This is a genomic window from Micromonospora yasonensis, from assembly GCF_026013475.1.
GTDB lineage: Bacteria > Actinomycetota > Actinomycetes > Mycobacteriales > Micromonosporaceae > Micromonospora > Micromonospora yasonensis.
In genome coordinates, this window is the sequence record NZ_JAPDPH010000001.1 from 85,836 (window position 1) to 104,985 (window position 19,150).

At 70.7% G+C, this 19,150-nt stretch carries 22 protein-coding genes and 3 tRNA genes; 4 read left to right on the forward strand and 21 right to left on the reverse strand.

The annotated features are described in order from the left end of the window. Window positions 1-36 precede the first annotated feature (36 nt). A complete protein-coding gene (locus ONA70_RS00460; RefSeq protein ID WP_265004271.1) occupies window positions 37-387 on the forward strand; it encodes a hypothetical protein in 351 nt (116 codons plus the stop codon). A gap of 86 nt (window positions 388-473) precedes the next feature. Here the strand turns inward: ONA70_RS00460 and ONA70_RS00465 are convergent, their stop codons facing one another. The 10 genes from ONA70_RS00465 to ONA70_RS00510 all read right to left on the reverse strand — a co-directional run bounded on the left by ONA70_RS00465 (window position 474) and on the right by ONA70_RS00510 (window position 8,334). After that, window positions 474-797 carry an STAS domain-containing protein gene (locus ONA70_RS00465; RefSeq protein ID WP_265004272.1) on the reverse strand — a complete coding sequence of 108 codons (324 nt, stop codon included), beginning with the start codon at window positions 795-797 and terminating at the stop codon, window positions 474-476. A gap of 195 nt (window positions 798-992) precedes the next feature. Continuing rightward, entirely contained in the window at window positions 993-2,612 is a 1,620-nt protein-coding gene (locus ONA70_RS00470; protein WP_265004273.1) for an IS1634 family transposase, read from the reverse strand. A 117-nt stretch (window positions 2,613-2,729) separates the two neighbouring features. Further along, the gene (locus ONA70_RS00475) at window positions 2,730-3,038 is read right to left on the reverse strand and encodes a hypothetical protein (protein ID WP_265004274.1); all 309 of its coding nucleotides are present in this window, start codon (window positions 3,036-3,038) and stop codon (window positions 2,730-2,732) included. Then, window positions 3,035-3,781: a recombinase family protein gene (locus tag ONA70_RS00480; RefSeq protein ID WP_265004275.1), complete on the reverse strand. Its 747-nt coding sequence runs from the start codon at window positions 3,779-3,781 to the stop codon at window positions 3,035-3,037. Before ONA70_RS00480 ends, ONA70_RS00475 begins: the two co-directional genes overlap by 4 nt. Then, window positions 3,778-5,376, reverse strand: a complete 1,599-nt coding sequence (locus tag ONA70_RS00485) for a ParB/RepB/Spo0J family partition protein (RefSeq protein ID WP_265004276.1) — start codon at window positions 5,374-5,376, stop codon at window positions 3,778-3,780. The genes ONA70_RS00480 and ONA70_RS00485 overlap by 4 nt, the downstream gene beginning before the upstream one ends. Before the next feature lie 88 nt (window positions 5,377-5,464). Next, a complete protein-coding gene (locus ONA70_RS00490) occupies window positions 5,465-6,859 on the reverse strand; it encodes a terminase large subunit domain-containing protein (protein ID WP_265004277.1) in 1,395 nt (464 codons plus the stop codon). A 3-nt stretch (window positions 6,860-6,862) separates the two neighbouring features. Continuing rightward, window positions 6,863-7,243 carry a hypothetical protein gene (locus tag ONA70_RS00495; RefSeq protein ID WP_265004278.1) on the reverse strand — a complete coding sequence of 127 codons (381 nt, stop codon included), beginning with the start codon at window positions 7,241-7,243 and terminating at the stop codon, window positions 6,863-6,865. Further along, window positions 7,240-7,395: a hypothetical protein gene (locus tag ONA70_RS00500; protein WP_265004279.1), complete on the reverse strand. Its 156-nt coding sequence runs from the start codon at window positions 7,393-7,395 to the stop codon at window positions 7,240-7,242. Before ONA70_RS00500 ends, ONA70_RS00495 begins: the two co-directional genes overlap by 4 nt. Next, window positions 7,373-7,987: a hypothetical protein gene (locus ONA70_RS00505; RefSeq protein WP_265004280.1), complete on the reverse strand. Its 615-nt coding sequence runs from the start codon at window positions 7,985-7,987 to the stop codon at window positions 7,373-7,375. Before ONA70_RS00505 ends, ONA70_RS00500 begins: the two co-directional genes overlap by 23 nt. Before the next feature lie 62 nt (window positions 7,988-8,049). Further along, window positions 8,050-8,334 (reverse strand): Acb2/Tad1 domain-containing protein, encoded by a 285-nt coding sequence (locus ONA70_RS00510; RefSeq protein WP_265004281.1) that lies wholly within the window; start codon window positions 8,332-8,334, stop codon window positions 8,050-8,052. Between the two features lie 313 nt (window positions 8,335-8,647). On the opposite strand from ONA70_RS00510, the gene ONA70_RS00515 reads away from it, so the two are divergent. Beyond that, window positions 8,648-9,208: a hypothetical protein gene (locus ONA70_RS00515; protein ID WP_265004282.1), complete on the forward strand. Its 561-nt coding sequence runs from the start codon at window positions 8,648-8,650 to the stop codon at window positions 9,206-9,208. A gap of 59 nt (window positions 9,209-9,267) precedes the next feature. Here ONA70_RS00515 and ONA70_RS00520 read toward each other — a convergent pair whose 3' ends face one another. The 4 genes from ONA70_RS00520 to ONA70_RS00535 form a co-directional block, all read right to left on the reverse strand. Next, the gene (locus tag ONA70_RS00520; RefSeq protein ID WP_265004283.1) at window positions 9,268-10,191 is read right to left on the reverse strand and encodes a ParB N-terminal domain-containing protein; all 924 of its coding nucleotides are present in this window, start codon (window positions 10,189-10,191) and stop codon (window positions 9,268-9,270) included. Continuing rightward, complete coding sequence (locus tag ONA70_RS00525) at window positions 10,188-10,643, reverse strand: hypothetical protein (RefSeq protein ID WP_265004284.1); 456 nt, start codon at window positions 10,641-10,643, stop codon at window positions 10,188-10,190. The genes ONA70_RS00520 and ONA70_RS00525 overlap by 4 nt, the downstream gene beginning before the upstream one ends. Then, complete coding sequence (locus ONA70_RS00530) at window positions 10,640-11,992, reverse strand: putative antirestriction adenine methyltransferase (RefSeq protein WP_265004285.1); 1,353 nt, start codon at window positions 11,990-11,992, stop codon at window positions 10,640-10,642. The genes ONA70_RS00525 and ONA70_RS00530 overlap by 4 nt, the downstream gene beginning before the upstream one ends. Before the next feature lie 25 nt (window positions 11,993-12,017). Continuing rightward, a tRNA-Gly gene (locus tag ONA70_RS00535) sits at window positions 12,018-12,090 on the reverse strand. Window positions 12,091-12,264: 174 nt separating this feature from the next. Between ONA70_RS00535 and ONA70_RS00540 the strand changes: the two genes are divergently transcribed. Beyond that, window positions 12,265-12,447, forward strand: coding sequence for a helix-turn-helix domain-containing protein (locus ONA70_RS00540; RefSeq protein WP_265004286.1), 183 nt, complete (start codon window positions 12,265-12,267; stop codon window positions 12,445-12,447). 182 nt (window positions 12,448-12,629) lie between these two features. Here the strand turns inward: ONA70_RS00540 and ONA70_RS00545 are convergent, their stop codons facing one another. The 7 genes from ONA70_RS00545 to ONA70_RS00575 all read right to left on the reverse strand — a co-directional run bounded on the left by ONA70_RS00545 (window position 12,630) and on the right by ONA70_RS00575 (window position 17,927). Next, window positions 12,630-13,148, reverse strand: a complete 519-nt coding sequence (locus ONA70_RS00545) for an SUKH-4 family immunity protein (protein WP_265004287.1) — start codon at window positions 13,146-13,148, stop codon at window positions 12,630-12,632. A gap of 327 nt (window positions 13,149-13,475) precedes the next feature. Further along, window positions 13,476-14,234, reverse strand: a complete 759-nt coding sequence (locus ONA70_RS00550) for a YcnI family protein (protein ID WP_265004294.1) — start codon at window positions 14,232-14,234, stop codon at window positions 13,476-13,478. Between the two features lie 324 nt (window positions 14,235-14,558). After that, a tRNA-Phe gene (locus ONA70_RS00555) sits at window positions 14,559-14,629 on the reverse strand. A 38-nt stretch (window positions 14,630-14,667) separates the two neighbouring features. Continuing rightward, window positions 14,668-15,465 (reverse strand): AbiV family abortive infection protein, encoded by a 798-nt coding sequence (locus ONA70_RS00560; RefSeq protein WP_265004288.1) that lies wholly within the window; start codon window positions 15,463-15,465, stop codon window positions 14,668-14,670. Window positions 15,466-15,512: 47 nt separating this feature from the next. Further along, complete coding sequence (locus ONA70_RS00565) at window positions 15,513-16,205, reverse strand: hypothetical protein (protein ID WP_265004289.1); 693 nt, start codon at window positions 16,203-16,205, stop codon at window positions 15,513-15,515. A 145-nt stretch (window positions 16,206-16,350) separates the two neighbouring features. After that, window positions 16,351-17,583 (reverse strand): tyrosine-type recombinase/integrase, encoded by a 1,233-nt coding sequence (locus ONA70_RS00570; RefSeq protein ID WP_265004290.1) that lies wholly within the window; start codon window positions 17,581-17,583, stop codon window positions 16,351-16,353. Window positions 17,584-17,840: 257 nt separating this feature from the next. Beyond that, window positions 17,841-17,927, reverse strand: a tRNA-Leu gene (locus ONA70_RS00575). Window positions 17,928-18,160: 233 nt separating this feature from the next. Here ONA70_RS00575 and ONA70_RS00580 point away from each other — a divergent pair. Beyond that, a partial coding sequence (locus tag ONA70_RS00580; RefSeq protein WP_265004291.1) for a tetratricopeptide repeat protein occupies window positions 18,161-19,150 on the forward strand: 990 nt, incomplete at its 3' end.

The following is a 19,150-nucleotide window of genomic DNA, read 5'->3' on the forward strand; positions in this document are numbered from 1 at the left end:
CGCCTATTGGCACACTTGTTCGACTAGCCTGCGAGCATGGAGTGGCGGACGCGCTGGCACATCACTATCCGCTGGGACCGGGCGGATAATTCGCCCGCCGGTGTGACCGTTGTCGAACGCGTCGTGGACAGCCCTGGCCAGCTGCGGCGCTTGCTCGCGTGGGCCCGCGCCGACCCGCACGTGGTCGCCTTCCCGTACCGCCAGGTCCGCGAGTTGGTCGGCGACGAGCCGCAGCGCTGCCGGGCCGGGCACGCCTACGCCGGCGGGTCCGCGACCCGACCGGTGCGCGACTGGCTGCCCTGCTCGTGTGGCGGGCACCTGGTGCTGCGCTGCCGCCTGTGCCCGGACGTGCGGGTCGACCCGATCCTCTGCGCGGAAGTGCAGTAGACGCAACATCAGGCCGCAACGTCAGTGACGCCACGTCTACCGAGTACAAGCGCTACCAGTGGAACGTCTCGGCACAGCCTCGATGCTTATCGGTCCGGCGTGTTGAACAGGTACGACAGTCCGGTGATCTCCACAATTCGCCGCACACGTTCGCTGGGCGAGACGGTGAACTGGCGACCCGCCTCGTGAGCGACGTTGTGGGCGTAGACGAGCGTGCCGAGCACGGTCGAGTCGATGAAGGTCACGGCTGACATGTCGACGAGCAGCCGGGTGAGTCCGGGCCGGCCCAGCTCGCTGGCCAGCAGCGTCTTCACGTCTCGGTCGGCAGACAGGTCCAGCTCCCCAAACAGCGTGACAGTGCTGAAGTCTCCGCCCCGGTCGACCGCGTGCTGCCAGAGCGGTGCCTGCATGGGCGGATCGTATCCTGCGCGAGCGTCTGCTGCGGTTCGGCCAGGTCGAGGTGTCGCTACCAGGGGTCGCGCTGAAGGTGCACTCCACCGGTGATCGGCGGCGACTGCGACACGAAGGGGCGGGCCACGTCTCAGTGACCCGCCCCGGTTGGTCCGCCTCGCGGACTAGCCCCGCATTCCGCACGTCGGCGATCGTCAGCACCATTCCAACGGATTTACGTCGAGCAGGTCGAGGATTTCGAGTTGCAGGGGTGTGGGTTGAGGGATGGTGTGCGGGTTTCCGCTGGTCGCGGGGATGAGTCGCATGCCGGTGAGAGCTTGGAAGATCAGCCGGGTGGTGGGGACGGCGGGCCGGCCTGCGTAGAGACCGGTGACTGTCGCGCGGCCTTGTGCGCGTAGAGCGCCTCTGACCTGGCGTTCGATCAGACTGAAGATGAGCAGCGCGAGGCAGACCACGGTGATCATGGCGGTGATCCGGCGGTTGTTCTTCAGGTAGATAGCGGCGACGGCGAGGGGGCCCTTGAACGCGCAGTAGCGGCGTTCGACGGCTTCCTGACCTTTGTAGTGCAGCAGGACCTGGGCGGCGTCGGCCTCGGCGGCCTGCAGGTTGGTCAGCAGCGCGTACCAGCCGTCGGTGGCTGCTTCGGCGTCGATCACCTGTTGATCGAAGTGCCAGGTCAGGGTGGGTTTACCGGTGTCCGGGCAGGTGTCGGTCGTCGTGCGCAGGTAGACGGCGACTCGGCGGGTCTTCGCGATCACGGCCAAGCGTGCCTCGACCGCGGCGGCGTCGGGGTAGTGGCGAGAACCGAGGCCGCGGGTCAGGCGGGCCAGGTCGTCGGTGGCCCGGTCGAGTTTCTTGGTCCGGGCGGCTGCCGCGGCACCGGCTCGGGCGCTGGAGTGCACGAACACCCGGCGCAGGGTCAGCACCGGATCCTTCTTCCGCGGGCCGGCCAAGGTCATGGTGTCCTCGTACACGTGCCACGTTCCCCGCTTGGCGGGGTCTTTGCCCTGGTCCCGGGCGGCGACGTAGTCGACCCGGGTAGCCCGGTCCAGATCCAGACCGGCCAGCGCCGCGGCCGGCACGTACACCTTCGACGCCGGCGCCACGAAGCTCACTTCGTCGCCGTGCATCTTGGTCAGGTTGTCGTAGGAGACCAGCTTCGAGTCACCGACGATCAACAGTCGGCGGGTCGTGGCGATCTGCTGTAACGCTTTCATCATCGGGATGACCTGGGCGACCTCGCCCGCGCCGCCGTCGTATGCCCGGTGGAACAGCGGCACCCCGCCGTCAGCGGCCACCGCGATCCCGGCCTGGACCTGCTTCAAGTCCGGCCGGCGGTCTTTCGGATGCCCGAACTTCGGCGCCGCGTACTTCTCGTCGACCTGCCCGTACTCGCCGTACAGCGACATCGAGGTCATGTCCCAGTGAATGCGGGACACGTCGATGCCGAACACGTTGATCGCGGCCGCGCCGACCGACCCGACGATCGAGTCCACCTGCGACGCGATCGCGTCCAACGCCCGGCCGACCCGGTCATCGTTGAGCTGCTCCGGCCGGACCCCGAACACCTCCTCCACCGCGTACCCACCGGCCCAGTCCTGCACCCGCACGAGAGGTTCCGGCGAGGTCAACCGGTTCGCGACCAGCGCCTCGATGACCTGACCATGCGTCAGTTCCGACCGGTCATCCACCAGGCACAACCCATCGATGATGTCACGAATCCGAAGGCGGGCCGCGAACGCCGCGACCACCGGCAACGATCCCAACGCCTTCTCCACCGACGGCACCGAACCGTACCGCGCACGCTCTCTCACAGCCCGGCACGCTGCCACCGGCTGCCCTCATCACCAACCCGCCGCGCCGAAACCCACTCACGATCGCCGACGTGCGGAATGCGGGACTAGCCTCGCGTCGCTGGTCCGCTCAGCGGACTAGCCCAGCTTCCGCGGTCGGCCGTCGTTGCCGCCGAGGTGCCCGACGATGCCGCCGCCGCGCTCCCGCTGGATCTGGATAGCGCACTCCATGCACAGCACCACCGCGCCGTCGCCGAGCTGCGCGCGGGCCTGCCGCTGGCGCGGCCCGATCCACACGTCCGTCTCGCACTTCGCGCACTTCGCCAGCGCGTGGTCGACGCTCGGCACGTACTCTGGAGCGCCGCTGCCCTTGAGCAGCGCGTTCATGTTCGTCGGCGGGCACGCCAGGATGGCCCGGTCCCCGATCTCCACGTGGAACGCCCTCACATCTCCTCCTGGCTCCCGGCCACGACGTTGCCGTCCGCGTCGATCCGCACGCCGGGGCCAGCGACGTCGCCACCCACCCGGCGCACCGCCGCGATCCGCTCGAACACCTGCTTACCGGAGCCCAGCCGCTCCACCGACGGCACCACCACCAGGTCGGCCTTGCCGTCGGCGACGTCGGCGACGGCTTCCCGCCAGCCGCGAGCGCCGACGTGCTCGCCGACCACCTCGTAGCCCTGCTCCGCGCAGTACCGCCGCGCGAGCTTCGTCAGCTCCTCGATGGTGGCCCGGCCGCCGCGCACCGCCCGGGAGAACAGCGCCGCCCGGCGCCGCGCCCAGCGCCGCGCCGCTTGGTCCCACCGCGCGTGCTCGTACAGCCGTGACAGGTCAGGCCCGGAGCCCTCCACGTCGGGACCGCAGCGCACGAACTTCCGCGCCTCGACGTCCCAGCGCACGTGCCAGCCGAACTCGCGGCACTCCCGGTGCGCCGGCCACCGGCCGGTCCAGTCGGCCCGGCCGCAGTCGTGGCCCGCGGTATCGGGCTGCGTCCGGCACCACATGCGCTTCCGGCCGGTGGCCAGGCACTCGGCCACGTCGCAGTCGTCGCGGTGCGCGTCGCCGATCGCCACCTCGCACGCCGGGCAGGTGCCGCGCAGCAGCTCCTCCATGCTGTCGGCCGGGCCTGCGCCGGAGGCGCGCACCAGCTCGGTACGCGCCTCCGGCCAACCCGCAGGGGTCCCGCTCACTCGTCGCCCTTCGCGTCCGGCTCGGCCGCGTCCAAGTCCGCCTCCGGGCACGGGTCCGGGTCGGCCTCGGCCTGCGGCTCGGCGTCGCCCTCGGGCAGCTGCACGTCCTCGATCGGCCGCACGCCCTCGGCGTCCTCCACGGAACCTTCGGCGTCGTCGTACTCCAGCTCGGCCGCGGCCTCGGCCTCTTCCTGCTCCAGCGCCCGCTGCCGCTCTTCCTCCTCCTCGACCAGCTCGGCGTGCCAGGTCTTCTCGGCCTCCGACAGCTCGTAGCCCTCGGCCACCAGGCGGTTCAGCCACGGCAGCACCAGGTGGTTCCGGTTGGAGTACCGCCCGGCCGCCACGGTCGACGTGTTGGCCTCGTGCGCGGCGATGAACCGGGCGACCAGCAGCCGGTTCAGCCGGTCGATCCCGGCGGTCTGCCCGTCGCGCGGGTCACCGCCGGCGAGGGCCGCGACCATCTCCTCCTCGGCCCGGTCGTAGAAGCCCGGCATCACCACGGCGGCGCGCATCGCGTCGACCAGCAGCGTCTTCGCCGCCTTCGCGCTGCCCCACCGCTCGACGAGGAACCGGCGGCGCACCTCACCGGCGTCCAGCAGCTTCTGCTTGCGCTCCTCGGCCTCCCGCTTCGCCAGCTCCTCGGCGACCTTCTGCGCGGGGCTCTTGTACTGCGTCCACTTCGTGCGCTTGTACCCGTGGGCGTCGGGGTCCTCGCACACGATGACGGCCCGCATGTTCCCGTACGAGCCCTCGATGATCGCGCCGAACCCCTCCAGCGTCTTGACCTGCTCGACGTCGATCGGCTGGTCGTCGGCGTTGGTCAGGTCCTCGACCTTGGTCATCGCGCAGTTCCACGGCCAGTCCTTCGGCTTCTTCAGCACCCGGACGCCGGCCTCGGTCAGCTCGGCCGTCAGCGTCTCGGTGGACGCCTTGTCGTCCCGCTTGCGCTTCTCCTCCTGCACGCGGTGCCGGACGCCCCAGCCGCTCTCGACGCCCTTGAGGATGCGCTCCATCGCCTTCGGGTCGTCCTCGAACTGCTCCAGCTCGGCGACGTCCTCCAGGGTCAACTTGCCGGCGTCGGCCGCGCCGGTCGCCACCTCTCCGAGCTTCGTCAGCTTCAACGCCGCGTTGACGTGCTTCTGCGTACGGCCGGTCCGCCGCGCGATCTCGGCGACGTCCAGGCCGAACAGCTCCAGCTGCGCGTACCCGGCGGCCCGCTCGCTCTCGGTCAGGTCGGCGCGCTGGTCGTTCTCGATCAGCATGGCGACGACCTGGGAGGGGGCCATCCCCTCCATGTCGGGCCGCACCAGGCACGGCACGGTGTGCGGCGTGCCGTCCGGCCAGTCGCCGGCCTCGATCGCCTCGACGGCCGCCGCCGCCCGGCGGTGCCCGGCGACGATCCGCATGCCGCCGTCCTCGGGGACGACGGTCAGCGCCTGCAGAACGCCGCTGGCGGCGATGGAGGCGCGCAGCTCGGTCAGGTCGCCGAGCTGGGTGCGGAGGTTGGTCGGGTGCGCGACCAGCTCCCGCGGGTCGATCTGGGCGAGGTACGGCGCGTTCTTCTTCGCGCGCCGCGTCTTGGTCGGTGCTGTCACTTCCGTTCTCTCCTCTTCCACGTGAACACGGAGATACGCCGCGTAGCGTACATAAACATTGTATCAGTCAAGATCATCCACCGTCCAATCAGGAACCGCCCTGACCTGCTGTTTTGCCGCGCAGCGGCGACGCCACCACCGCCCGCCGGGACTCCTTCGACCGCAGGTACGTCACGCCGTGCACCAGGGCGTCCAGCCGGTCCGGGGAATCGCCGGACTCCGGCGTCCACGTCGTCAGCTGGTCCTCCAGCGCCGGGAACGTCCCCACGTGGTGCACGCGCGGCGGGTCGACCTCGTACCGGGCGGCCACCGGCTCGGCGCGCACCCGCTTGCTCGCGCGGGCCTGCACCACGTCGATCGGCGGGTCACCGCCGCCGACCAGGCCCTCCTTCTGCATGGCCACCCACGCGTCGACCAGGATGTCCCGCAGCCACGCCGACGAGCCCTCGTACACCACCACGTCCGCGTCGACGTCCAGGTAGCACTGCCAGATCCGGCGGGCCGCCGCCATGCCGGCGATCTTCATGCTCCGGTCCGCCAGCACGTAGTGCTCGCCGTCCTCGCCCCGGCCGACCGCGACGATGCCCGTCTCGTCGCTCGTCTCCGACACCGTGTCCGCCGGGTCGACGCTCACGACGGTCCGCACCAGCGGCGGCACGTCGTCCTTGTCGACCCGGCCGGCCTCGATCCACGCCGACTTCCACAGCGCGCCGTCGACGTCGGACAGCAGCTCGGCGTCCAGCTCCTGCCGGCCCAGCCGGGTGCCGCCGTACTGCTCCAGCAGCTCCTCCAGCGCCTCCGGCGACAGGTTCTCCGCGTTGTCCAGCGTCCGGCCGCGGGTCACCACCACCCGGGGCCTGCGTGAGCGGGCACGCTGCTTCTTCGACCGCGCCAGCAGCTTCTTCACGTGCGGCAGCGGCTTCGGGGTGGTCGAGATGACCATGCGCGGGCTCGCCGCCTCGCGCATGCAGAACCACAGCATGTCGAACACGCCCTGCGCCGTCTGCACCGGCCACGCCGCGTACTCGTCGAGCCAGCAGCCGTCGAAGTCGTAGCCGCGCAGCACGTCGGGGTCCTGCGCGCCGAACCCGCGGATGATCGCCCCGTTCGTCAGCTCCAGGTACGGCTCGCTCTTGTTGAACGTCCGCACCTCCTTCGGCGGGATCACCGCCAGCAGGCCGGCACGCCGCGCCGTGAAGCAGACGTTGAACACCTCCCGGTGCGTCTTGGCGACCACCGCGTAGTGCCCGCCCGGCCTGGCCCCCGCCCACTTGCGCACCGTCTCCGCCCCGGTGCGGGTCTTGCCGAAGCCACGGCCCGCCAGCAGCATCCAGATCCGGTACCAGGCGGGCTCCATCTGCTCCGGCCTCGCGTGCCTCGGCCAGTCGTACCGGACGAGGCCCTGGACCTCCGACACCTCGCGCAGGTACGCGGCCAGCTCGGCGTCGGTCATCAGCGCCGGGTCCGGGTACGCCAGCAGCATCGGTCAGTCCCCGGCCCGCATCTCGGCTTCGCGCTGACGCAGGTCGACGGCCGCAACCCAGGCCAGCACCAGCAGCGCCGCCAGCATCAGCGCCGGACAGCCGAGGGCCGCTGGGCCGACCCACCGCAGCCCGGCCCACATCGCCAGCACGATCAGCGCCAGCCACGCGCCGAGCAGCAGGCGCCACGTCCAGGCGCGGAAACGCAGCGTTCGCCGCTGCACCCGGGTCAGCCGCCTCGGCGGGGCGAGGCGCACCGGCGGCGGGGGCTTCGCGTCCAGCTCTGCCCATCCGCGCACCTCCCCGCCCGGCTGGTACGCCGGCCGGGCGGCGACCGGCGCCCGGTGGTCGAGCAGCAGCCTGCCCGAGCGGGGGCCGCGCCTCACCGCGCGACCGCCCACGCCACGACGGTCACGCCGCCGAGGGCCGCCGCGCCCATTAGCAGCAGCCCGCCGGCCGCGCACCACGCCGCCCACCGGGGCATCCGCAGCTCCACCGCGATCCACGCCTCGCCCTCATCCCTGTTCCGTCGCCCCACCGGGCTCCTCCTCGTCCTCGTCGTCGCCGCCCGGGTCGTCCGGCTCGGCGGTCAGGTTGGCCTGGCCGGCGCGGGCGGCGGCCTCGGCCATCAGCGCGCGGAAGAAGTCGGCGCGCTGCTGCTCGCTCATCTGCTCGACCTCGGCGCGGATCGGCCCGCCGTCAGGGCCCGTGTGCGCCGTCGTGGAGTCAGGCAGGCCCAGGGCCAGCCGCTCGACCCGGGTCGACACCTCCAGCCAGCGGGCTACGTCGCCGGGGGTGAGCTTCGACGCGTCGAGGGTCTGCAACCGGGCGACGATCTTCCCTTGCAGCGCCGACGCCACCCGGGCGTGCCGGCGGGCCATGTCGCGCCGCTGCTCGGCCAGGCTCTCGGCGTACAGCCGGTCTTCTTCCCGGTCCCACGCCTGCGCCCGCTGCACCCATCGCCACTTCGTCGCGAGCTTGTGGAGGTAGTCCCGGGATTTGTGGACCTGCTCGGCGACCTTCGCGACGGTGCGGGTGCGGCCCAGGTCGCGGTACAGGGCGAAGTACCCGTACGCCCGCTCGGGCTCGCTGCGCTGCCGGTCCCAGGGCAGTACCTCCGGCTCGCTCATGGTCACCTCCTCGTGCTGCTAGGCGGGCGGCCCGGCGGGTGCTGCGCCGGGCCGCCCACGTCTCAGTGCCCGACCTTGCGTCCTCCGCTCATGGGCGGCCGGGCGATCGCCGCGTTGCCGTACATCAGGGCGTCGTCCAATGCGGTCAGCACCATTGACGTCTCGCGGCCGGCGGGCAGGCTGCGCATGGCTTCCGCCATCACGCCCTTGATCGTTTTCCGCCACGCGGCGTGCGCCTCGGCCGTCTCCAGGTTCTTCGGCGGGTGGTAGTCGCAGCGCCGGTCCAGCTCGTAGCTCTGCCGCTCGTCGAGTCCGGCATACACTTCGCCGGGGGTGGAGTCGGGCATTTCTTCCTCCTAGTGTCCGGTCGCGGTTATCTACTGCGACCGCATGGGCGTCGCCGCTGATGGAGCGACGTCGTGACGGGATGTCACGTCACGTGGACGGTTGTGGCTCGGGGCGGCTAAAGTGGACTCGACGGTGGCCCTGCGTCACCGGTTTCTCCTGCCGACTGCCGGTGGCCCCACGCCCGGCGAGGGTTGGCACAGAGGGACAAGGGCCGAAAGCTCGCGCAGGTACGGTCGCGCGCCCGCGCGACCGATGCGGCACGTCTATCCAACGGCGGCTGCGTGGGGAGCCGTCGAGGAATGGACGTTTGCCATGACCAGAAACAAGGTCGCGAAGCAGCTCGCCTCTCAGCAGGGGATTTCCTACGCCGCCGCGCTGCGCCAGGTGCGCCGGGCGTACCAGCCGGCCTTCCCGTCGGTGGAGTCGCTGCTGCCGGGTGCGATCGCCAGCGACTGTGAGGCGATGGCCGGTCACGAGATCGGGCGCCGGCTCGGAGCGAACTGGCGTGCGGGGCTGTCGTTCGGCGACGTTGAGTTGCCCTACGACGTCCTGGCGGACATCGAGGTCGAGAAGGCCGAGCCCGATCTCGGCACGGTCACGTGGAGCCAGACTGAGGAGTTCCCCGACGGGGATTCGGTGGGCCACGCCGAGGTGGAGGCCGAGGTGACCTTCACCGGGTACGGCAAGCTGGCCGCGGTGAAGGGTCACCCCGAGCTGGTGGTCGTTGACCCCGACGTCGACGGTGACGCCCAGGTGAGCTTCCACAGGCGGGTGCGGCTGCACTGGCACGTCGTTTACCGGCCTGGGGTGGACTACCTGGACCTGACGCGCGCGGGCGCGTCCGAGCTGGTGCCGATCAACCCGCACAACTAGGCACCGGCAGGGCATCGGGCGTCCGCCGCGCATCGCGGCGGACGCCCTGCTCATCGCCATCACAGGCCCGCGAGACAGTCAGCGGCCAGGAGCTCCAGTGCCCGCCACCGCTGGTCGGCAGGCACCTCGCCCGAGCGCACCAGCTTGTCCACGGCACGGGCCAGCACAGCGGCGGCGTCGGCCGGCATCGAACGAGTCTCCAGCACTGTCTCGATCGGCACCAGACGGCCCGCTGCGCCGATCGCCTCGCCGGACTCTGGGTCGAACCACACGCCGTCCCGCAGCTCGCCCAGGTGCCGCTCGAACACCGCCAGGATCAGTCCAAGGGCAGTGGCCACGTTCCCGACGTTGTGGGCGCCGTGCGCGGTCGCCAGCGCGTCCAGCGTCGCCTCGTAGTCGGCGTACCCGGCCAGCCAGCGGCTGTCGGCCTGCACCAGCTTGCGCGCCTCCTCGAACGAGGCCCGGGCGGCGTCCAGCTCGTGCGGCAGGAACACCAGCTGCACCGTGGCAAAGTCCAGGTTCGCCTCGGACAGGCCCTCCAGGTCGACCTGCGCGAGCAGGTCGAGCTGCTTGTCGTCCAGGCCCGAGTAGGCCCGCCAGTCCACGTCGTCCAACTCCTCGTACAGCTGCTTCAACGTGGCCGGGTCGTCCTCGCCGGCGATCGCGTTGTGCGACAGCTGCAATGCGACCTGCCGAGCCCGGGACAGCTTCTGCTGCACCACCATCACCGTGATCTCGGCCAGGCCCGCGTCGATGGATGCCATGACCCGGTGGTTGCCGGACAGCACCACCTTCCGGTCGCCGTCGACGTCGTGCCACACCAGCGGCACGCTCGTCAGGCAGCCGTCCCGCCTGATGTTCGCCACCAGCCGGTCGTACTGCTCCTTGCGCATGTACCGCGCGTTGACCTCCAGCAGCGTCAGGTCCTGCGGCCGGACGGTCATCAGCCGCGGGTCCAGGGGCAGCTCGTCGACGTCGCTCACCGCCCGCCTCCCTCGCGGTACTGGATGGCGAACCCGGGGATGCCGAGCCCGAAGTCCGGGTCGGCGCTCGCCGGCCGGATCGGCGCGTGCAACACGAACTCGTCCGGGGTGCAGGCGGGCCGGTTCGGCATCAGCCCGGCGGGCACGCCCGTCCACCGGAACCGCTCCTGGCACCCGAGGCAGCGGATCGAGAGCTCCACGATGTACGCCACCACCGTGGGGTCGTCGTCGGAGGCGGTCAGCCGCTGCACGTCGGCGTCCAGGTGCATGTCGGGGTGCCCGCACGGCTTGTCCGGGTCGGCCGGCTCGTGCCGGAACTTCCCGTGCGTCGGGCACACGCCCGTCTCCGCGCCCTGGTCGCACTGGTAGGGCGTCGTCCCGTCCCACAGCGTCTTCGGGCAGCCGGTCTGCTCGGCGGCGGGCGGCTCGCCGCCGCGGTGCTCGTCGCTCATCGCTCGTCCTTCCCGTGGCGGCGCTTCCACTCCGCCAGCGCCTCTTGCAAGGTCCAGTCACCCAGGGGGCCGCCGTACTGGAGCTGGTAGCGGTGGATGCCGTCGGCGGCCGGCTCGCTGCGCTTCTGCAGCTTCACGCCGGGGATGCCCCGGCCGTACTTGGCGCTGTTCGGCCGGTCGGTGAACGCCGTGGTCGACCAGCCGGTCAGCCGCTTTGACAGGGACCGCTGCAACAGCAGCTGCGCCTCGCGGCTGGCGGCCGCCATCACGATCAGCTTCGCCAGCCGCCGGTACCGGGTCCACGACACCGGGAAGTCGCTCATCAGGTACGCGGTGCTCGGGTCGAACTTCGGCGGCAGGTACGCGAACGCCCCGATCAGCTTCCCGTCGACGCTGACGCCGCAGGCGAGCAGCGGCGACCCGGGCAGGATCGTCTTGCTCATGAACTGGCTGCGCACCGCCGAGAACTGCCCGCCGGTCAGCACGTGCAGCGCCATGCGGTCGCCGAGGTCCTCGTCTGGGCCGATCTTCGGCAGCAGGATCGGCGCGACCTGCTGCGCGGGGGCGACGACCCGCCGCGCGCCCGAACTGGCGTACACGTAGATCGGCATGCCGCGGTTGGACGTCTGCACGACGCCGCGCAGCCAAGGGCGCAGCTCGTCACGGGCGATGTGCAGGCCGAGGATCCAGTGCGGCCGGTCGAGCACCGCCCCGATGATCTCCTCCTTGCCGTCCTCGTCCAGCAGCTCGTAGCTCGGCGCCGGCCAGTCGAAGAACTCGTCAATGCCGGCGAACTGCGCCTCGTAGTCGCCCGCGTAGAACGGCGGGAACATCGCCACCGGCGCGTCGGCCGGCACCACGTCGCGCAGGTAGTCCCGCACGTCCCCGCAGTAGTAGTCGGCCAGGCGCAGCGTCAGCGCCGACAGCTTCGCCACCGTCTTGGCGTGCATCGTCGGGAACTGCCCGACGGTCGCCCGGACCATCCGCTCGTAGTAGACGCCCTGCCGGCCGACGTACTGGAGGAACCGGGTGCCGAGCATCAGCGTGGCCAGAGTGTCCGTCGATGTGACCAGGTACGGCTCCAGCCACGCCAACTCCTCGCGGTGCTCCTCCTTCAGCCGGTAGTCCAGCTCCCGGCCGGCGAGCCACCAGCCGAGCGCCGAGCTGTACGCCTGGACGTCGTTGCCGTGGATCGCGCGCCGCTCACCGGGCCGGCTGTGCAGCGTCCGCTCGATCGTGAAGTTCCCCGAGCAGCCGACGTACAGGTCGGTGTCCGGCCAGCTCTCCGCGTGCTCGTAGATGATCGAGCGCAGGTCAGCGGGGATGCTGCCGTGGAACACGCCGCTCACCACCTTCCCCCGTGGCCGGGCGTCGAGCGCCGGCCAGGACTCGAACCTGGGCCTCCACCGTGGAACGGCGGCGTGCCAGCCAACAGCACTTCCAGCGCACCGCGTGCCATGCACGCGCAGTGCCAGATCGTAGCCGTACATCTGACGACCGGCGAGAGGTGCTGGCAGATTCTGATCTCGCTGTGGCCTGGCGTAGCCCACCGTAGACCTCTCCGGCCGCAATGGTCTACAGTGGCCCCACATCCAGCGCCGGGGGGCAGGAGGAGGACGAGGTGGCCAGGGACTACACCTACGCCGAGGCCGCGGCGAAGCTTCGCATCGCGGAAACCACCCTCCGGCGCTGGGTGTCCAAGGGCCGCATCCCCTGCCACCGGCTCGGCCGCAAGGTCCGCTTCACCGACGCAGACCTAGAAGCTGCCTACCAGGCATCGCCAGCGCTGGCCCGGCGCCGTTGACGTAAGGCACGCCCTCTAGAGCGTCCTAGGAGGGTGCATGCCTAGCGGGCGGCGAGCCCAACCGGCTCGCCGCCCGCTCCACGTCCCACTTATCAAGATCGTCTCGTCCGGTAGGGCGCTCCACCCTGTCCCCGTCCGGGGAGGCTGGACGGTCTACGACTGTCCGACGAGGAGATCCGCTCTTAGCCGACGAGCAGGTCATCAACCCACATACCCCAGTAGCCGTCCTTCTGAATGGCCAGGGGATCGACCGAGGCAATGCGGGACCTCAGAGCGGCCGAAAGCCGTTCACCTGCCTCATCGTCGCCGGGGAAGCGACGGGCTTCAGCCATGATGTCCAGCAACTCGTCCAGGCAACTCAAGAAACTGCCAATGTCCGAGTTGACGAACCCCGCCTCCCTATCCGCACTCTGATCAAGAAGGAGCACATGCCCTGTACCACGTTCAAGCACGAAGGTGGCCAAGTCGACTCTTGGTTCGAACGTGTCCTTGATCGAGCCGATCACGTAGCCTCCGGCGGAGGCGTCCGTTGAGGTGGCGCGAACCGCGCCGTCGCCCAGAGCCGAGGAGAAGACGGTCGGCATCAAGTCGCTGATTGCCACCTCGATAGGAAGTCCCCGGGCGAGCACCGCTTTGGCGGCGTCCGGAAGGTCGAGCCTCGCCAGCTCTACCGCCGGCAGGCGGTGTAGCTCCTCACTCATGCTGCTGATGATGACACCGTTGCCTTCGGAGGCGTACGAGCCATCCACGGGCCAGTCGCCCCGGGGCGCAATGGTCACGAGCGGGCACGAGAGGCGAGCGGCAGGGCCGCTGGGAGCAGGCGTTTCGGGCATCACAGCCGGTTGAGCGCGCTCTTCCAACTGGCGGTGCGTACCCGTAGCGGTCAGAAGCTCCATGAATGCGGGTGGCTCACCCGAACCTCGTTGATGTCCGGGGCCACCAGGCCATGGGCGGCAACTCATCCGGCGGGCGAGACATTCCGAGTGGGCCGGCCGTCGGCGGCTGGCGGTCGGCCCACTCGGGCGCAGCTACTTCGCCACGCTGCCAGCGGCGGGTCGACGCCGCCAGGCCAGGAGGCCGAAGCCCAGGCCGGCAAGGCCGGCGACCAGCCCGGCGATGCCGAAGGTGAGCGCCCAGCCGGTGCGGCCGTCGTCGGTGTTGGTGGTGTCGCTGGCGCTCACGGTGGCGATGTTGTTCGAGCCGGCCGCCGGCGTGGCGGCCGCATCCTTGGCCGGGGCCTTGGCGAGCTTGAGGACCGGGGCAGGGTGCTCGGGCTCGGAGCCGTCAGCGCTGGGTTCCTCGATCCACCGCACGACCTCGCCGTTGGAGTAGGTCTGCAGCGCCTTGAAGATCATCGTGTCGACCTCGGGCAACGGACCGGCGGAGATTTCGAACTCCTGGAACTGGCCCGGCTTGATCATGTTGGCGTTGCCACCCTCGGCCGTCCACGTGATCTTCGACGGAGCCTCCGTCACCTGGCTGCCGTGCATCTCGATCGGCTTCGCGAGCGTGGTCTTCTCGACCTGCACCGTCCATCCCGGCATCGGCCGCACCGACACCGACGCCAACGGCGCGTCGGCCGGCAAGGCAACTTCGACCTTGGTCGTGCCGGCGTTGTCCCGCTCGTTCGGCACCCGGAAAGCAAGCTTGGCGTAGCCGCCCTGGGTCGCCTCACGCGGGTTGACGCTCACATGCGCAGACGACACGCCGACTCCGATGGTTACAGCGGCAAGCGTTCCGGCCAGGGTTGCGGCGGCCAGCCTGGCCACCGATCGTGCACGCATCAACAGGCTCCTTGATCCACAAATCCGCGCCAGCCGGCCGCGCCGCCCGCACGAGGTGGCCGAATGGCCACCACACATTGGTCGTATCTCAGGTCGGCCGAGTTCCCGGAGATTGAGCGCGTCAGGCGACTGTTCGCCAGCGGAGAGTGCCCCAGGCCGGTTGCACCCAAGCGTGGTCCGTGCGATCTGCGTGCGATAAGGGCCGGCGATCAGCGGGATTCCGGGGTCAACGGCGGTCAGACCGGACAGACGTGATCCCAGGGCGCAACGTAGAGCGCCGACCGGCGTTACCGCTGGTCGGCGCTCTACGGGCCCGGCGAAAGGCCATGTGCCAGAGCGGGGTCGAACCGCCGACCTTCCGATTTTCAGTCGGACGCTCCGCTCCGGTGGCCGACCACGCCAGTCAGGGCTCCGGTGATGGCCAGGGCTTCCGTGCTCACCGGCTCTCCCGCCGGTCCAACTCCTCGGCCAACCGCCTCAGCTCCCGCGTTTCGGCTTCGTAGCCCGGCTTGCCGAGGTTCTCGAAGGGGCTGGTCCCGGGTTCTGGCAAGTGAAGGCGGTAGCCGTCGTTGTTCAACTTTCGGCCTTCACACCCCTGCCGCATGGAGTCGTAAAGCTCCTCGTCTGGAGCCAGGCCGGGAAGGTGGGAGAACATTTGACGCATCTTCTCGATCTCGGCCTCGGTCGTCGGCGGAACGCCCCGCGCTTCTTCAAGCTGTCGTTTGGCCTCGATGTGCTCACCTAGCCGAAGCTGCCAGCCGATCTGGTGGACATGGCTGATGACGTCGATCAGCGACTCTCGATCGGAGACCCCTGTGGGTTCAAGTACGCCCCCAGCTCGGTCGATGTCTACGTAGAAGCCCCGCTGCTTGAGCCTGTCGTGCCGCCGAGTCCACCGTTTGATGGTTCCCAGGTAGGCGAGGTTCCTCTCTGGGTCTGCGGGCTCGGTGCCGAACCAGTACCGCTCCTCGGCAAGGAAGGTGTGGACCAGCTCCAGCTTCTCCTGGTGGCTTGCCCACAGGTTCTCCAGTCGGGTGTTCACGAACGGCTCACCCTCTGGTGCGTATGCCATTTCCACGCGCCGTTCGTGGAGGGCGATGGCCTTCCCCGATTCCTCCATGGCGAGGATGGCCAGCGACCGCGCGAGACCGACGTTGCCGAGGTCCAGTACAGCAAGCGCGGACGTCAGGAGCCGGTCGGCGTTGGCCAGGAGAGCGTCCTGTAGTTCGACCACCTGGGTCGGTGACAGGTTCGGTAGCTTCCGTACAGGCATGACTCGCCCTAGTCGACCTTGCTCTCGGGATCCGCGATGAACGCTAGGAACTCGATGCCGAGCGGAGTCGTCGCCGGCACCCACAATCCGCCAGCCGACATGATCCCGCTGAGTGACTGGTTGATCAGGCCAGCGGTGGTAAGCGCCCCGGCGTACCGGTCAATCAGATCGCGGCGGCCGGCAAGCTCAGGCATACCGGCCTCGATGATGGCGGTCTTCGGGCCCATGGAGATGTCCGGCCGAGGCATTCCGTGGCGGTCGAACCAGCCAGGCGGATCGGAGAGTAGCTTCAGCATTCGCACGTGGGTCGGGGTGAACCGGTCGATCGTGTCGAAGAAGAGCTGCTGCGTATCGACGTCCGGCGCGTCGGGCATCACAGAGTTGACGACCGCGTTGCGCAGCACCTCGAGCTTCTCGGCGCGTGAGGTGCGGTCAGCGATTTGCGCGGCGGTGGTCAGCGCGTCCATGAACGCGTCCTCGCTGGTGAGCTTCGCGAAGTCACCGACCTGATCTTCGAGCTCGTGCACCTTCGCAGCAAGGTCGTTCAGCCAGCGGGTGCGCCGGTCGGCAAGGCGCCGGCCAGCGAGTTCGTTGAAGGCGACCTGGAGGGCGCTGCCCGCGACGGGCACGAACGAAATGGCCATCTCGGCGGACTTTGCGAGCCCTTGCCTTCGGTCGCTGTCCTCGGGGTACGGTTCCACGCTGGGCATGATGCCCCACTGCCGCAACCTTGGGCCGGAACGTGGGCGCTCGTTTGCCTGCCCGATGCCACTGCAGCACGCTGGCCGATGGCGCCCGAGCGGGCGGCTGGTGACCCGCCGCCCGCTCGCTGTCGGGTGGGCCTCGCTACCCGACCGCTGAGCCCGCGGTCAATGCATCGACGCCGAGGAAGTCCCCGACGATCTGGCGCACCGGCTCGTGGTGCCGGCGGGTCGCGTGCACGTAGACGTTCATCGTCGTGGTCACGCTGGCGTGCCCGGCCATCGTCCGCAGCGCCGCCAGGTCGACGCCCTCCGTGGCCAGCAGCGTCAGCAGCGAGTGCCGCAGCCCGTGCATCGTCATCCGGCGCGGCAGACCCTTCTCGCGGGCCAGGTCGCGGATCTTCACCCACCGGTCCGTGTAGAAGTCCTCGTACCGCCAGTGGTTGCCGCGCGGCGCCACGAACACGAACTGCCGGCCCGGCTCGCGGCTGGCAGCCGCGCACCGCTCGGCGACCATCCGCGCCACCGCGGCGGTCAGCGGCACCTCCCGGTAGCCCTGCTTCGTCTTCGGCTTGGGCTCGACCACCCACCGCCGGTTCACCTTCCGCAGGACCTGCACGATGGACACCGTGCCCCGCGCGACGCTGACGGCCCGGGGCGGCAGCGCCGACACCTCGCCCCAGCGCAGCCCCGTCGACAGCTTGCACAGCAGCAGGTCCGCCGCCTCCGGGTCGACCGCGTACGCCGCCTCGATGAACAGCCGGGCCTCGTCCGGGCTCTCCAGGATGTCCCGCTCGGCGCGCGGGCCCTCGGGCAGCGGCAGGCCGTCCATCGGGTTCGACGTCCGCACGGCGGGCTCGCCGTCCTCGCCTGGCCGGCACGCCGCCTTGAAGATCGGCACCACCGTCTCGCCCCGGATGTTGGCGATCGTCTTCGCCGAGAGGCCGGCGTCGCGCAGGCCCTGCTGCCACTCGCGCATCTCCCGCCGGGTGATGTCGGCGATCGGCCGGTCGCCCAGCCGCGGGAAGACGTGCTTCTCCAGGCGCTCCCGGTACTTGCGCACCGTCTCCGGGTGCGGCTTCACCAGCTGGCCCAGCCACTCCTCGGCGTACGCCCGGAACGTCAGCACGCCCTCGGCCGGCTCCGGCGCCGGGGCGGCCACGCCGGCGGGCACCAGGTGCGCGAACCCGTGCTCGGCCAGCTGCTCCGGCGTCGGCCGGTGGTTGCCGTTGGCGTCGACCAGCGCCTTGAAGCGCTTCGCGTCGACCTGGTAGTCGAACTGCTGGCCGTCCCACTTGCCCGTGCCGCCGATGCGCCACTTCACCCGCCAGCGGGTGACCTTGCCGCCCTCGTACTGCCTCTTCTCGATCTGCGCCACCGTTCCTCCACGTGAACGCGGCGGCCTCGACCCGGTGTCCTGCGGGCTCCGCCGCCGACGCACCTATATGCGTAATGGTGGGACCGTAACCGGATCGCTCGCCGGACACAAGATCGCGCCAGCCGCTGCGGCGGACGGCACGGTTCAGGGCCCGTGATCCCGTGGTGATCCCCTGGCGGCAAACAGCCCGAGAAACGATCAAGGCCGCTAACCTGAGTTCTGCCAGGTCAGCGGCCCAAAGCCTGTGTCGTTCGTACTGGTGTCCGAGGGGGGACTTGAACCCCCACGCCCTATACGGGCACTAGCACCTCAAGCTAGCGCGTCTGCCATTCCGCCACCCGGACTTACTCGTCCAGCCTACCCTGTCGGCCGAGGTGATCTTTTCACCGGTTCGGCCGCCCCGGTGGGCCGCACGGGGCATTACTGTACACGGCCCAGATGGATCATGCACATCGCCACCCGTGCACGGCGTATCCGCAGGTCAGCAGGGATGTCTCATCGGCTCCGCGAGCCAGCGGATTTGGGATAGGCCGGCCCGGGTAGCGTCCGGGCACCCATTCCGGGCAGCATTGCTCCCGTGTCACACCCCTCCCCCTTGGCCGCCGCTCAACACCAGGCCCTCGCCCTGCGTTCCGCGGGCGACCTGGCCACCGCCCGCCGCCTGCTCGCCGAAGCGATCGCGGCGGCCCGGCCGGCGTACGGGGAGGACCACCCCGACGTGCTGGCCACCGGCCACATGCTGGCTCGGCTGCACCGCGAGGCCGACGACCCGGCCGCCGCCCGGCGGGCGTTGGAGGAGGCGTACGCGGCCGGCGAGCGTCGCCGCGGCGAGGCCGACCCGCTGATGCTCGCGCTCAGCTTCGACCTGGCGGGCGTCGCGGAGGAACTCGGCAACCGGCACGAGGCCCGCCGCAACTACACCCGCGTGGCCACCGCCGGGCCCGCGGTGCTCGGTCCGGACCACCCTGCGGTACGCGCGGCACGCCAGTACCTCGGCGGCTCCGCCGCCGCTCCCGCCCCGCAGCCCGCGCCGACCGCCTTGGCCGCCCCGACGGTTTCGATGCCGGTCATGGGCCACCCACGCCAGCCGCCGGCACCCGCCACCCCGGCCCCGCCCCGCCCGGCGTCACCTGTTGCCCCCGCCCCGCACGCCGGGCCGCCGGTGGCCGGCGCGGAGTGGACGCCGCAGGCCGGAGCGGTTCCCGCGCCGGTGCAGGCGTCTCCCTGGGCGTCGTCGGGCACCGCTGCGGGACACCCGCTGCCTCCACCGCCCACCGGGCCCGGGCCGTCCCGGCCCAGCGCGGCTGCCCCTGTCGCGCCCCTGCCGCCACCCCCGGTCATCCTGGCCCCGCGCACCGCCATGCCGGCCTCCGGCCCGGTGCCTCCGGGTCCGCCCGTCGCGCAGCCGCCCGCTCCGGCGCCGCACACCGCCGCCGGCCCATCACCGGCCGCCGTGCCGCAGGCCGCCGCCATGCCGCCGCGGGCCGCCGGGGCGCCAGGGCCGGCCTCGACGTACCAGGCCGGGCCGGTCCACCCCCCGCAGTCGGCGAGGCCGGTGCCACCCGTC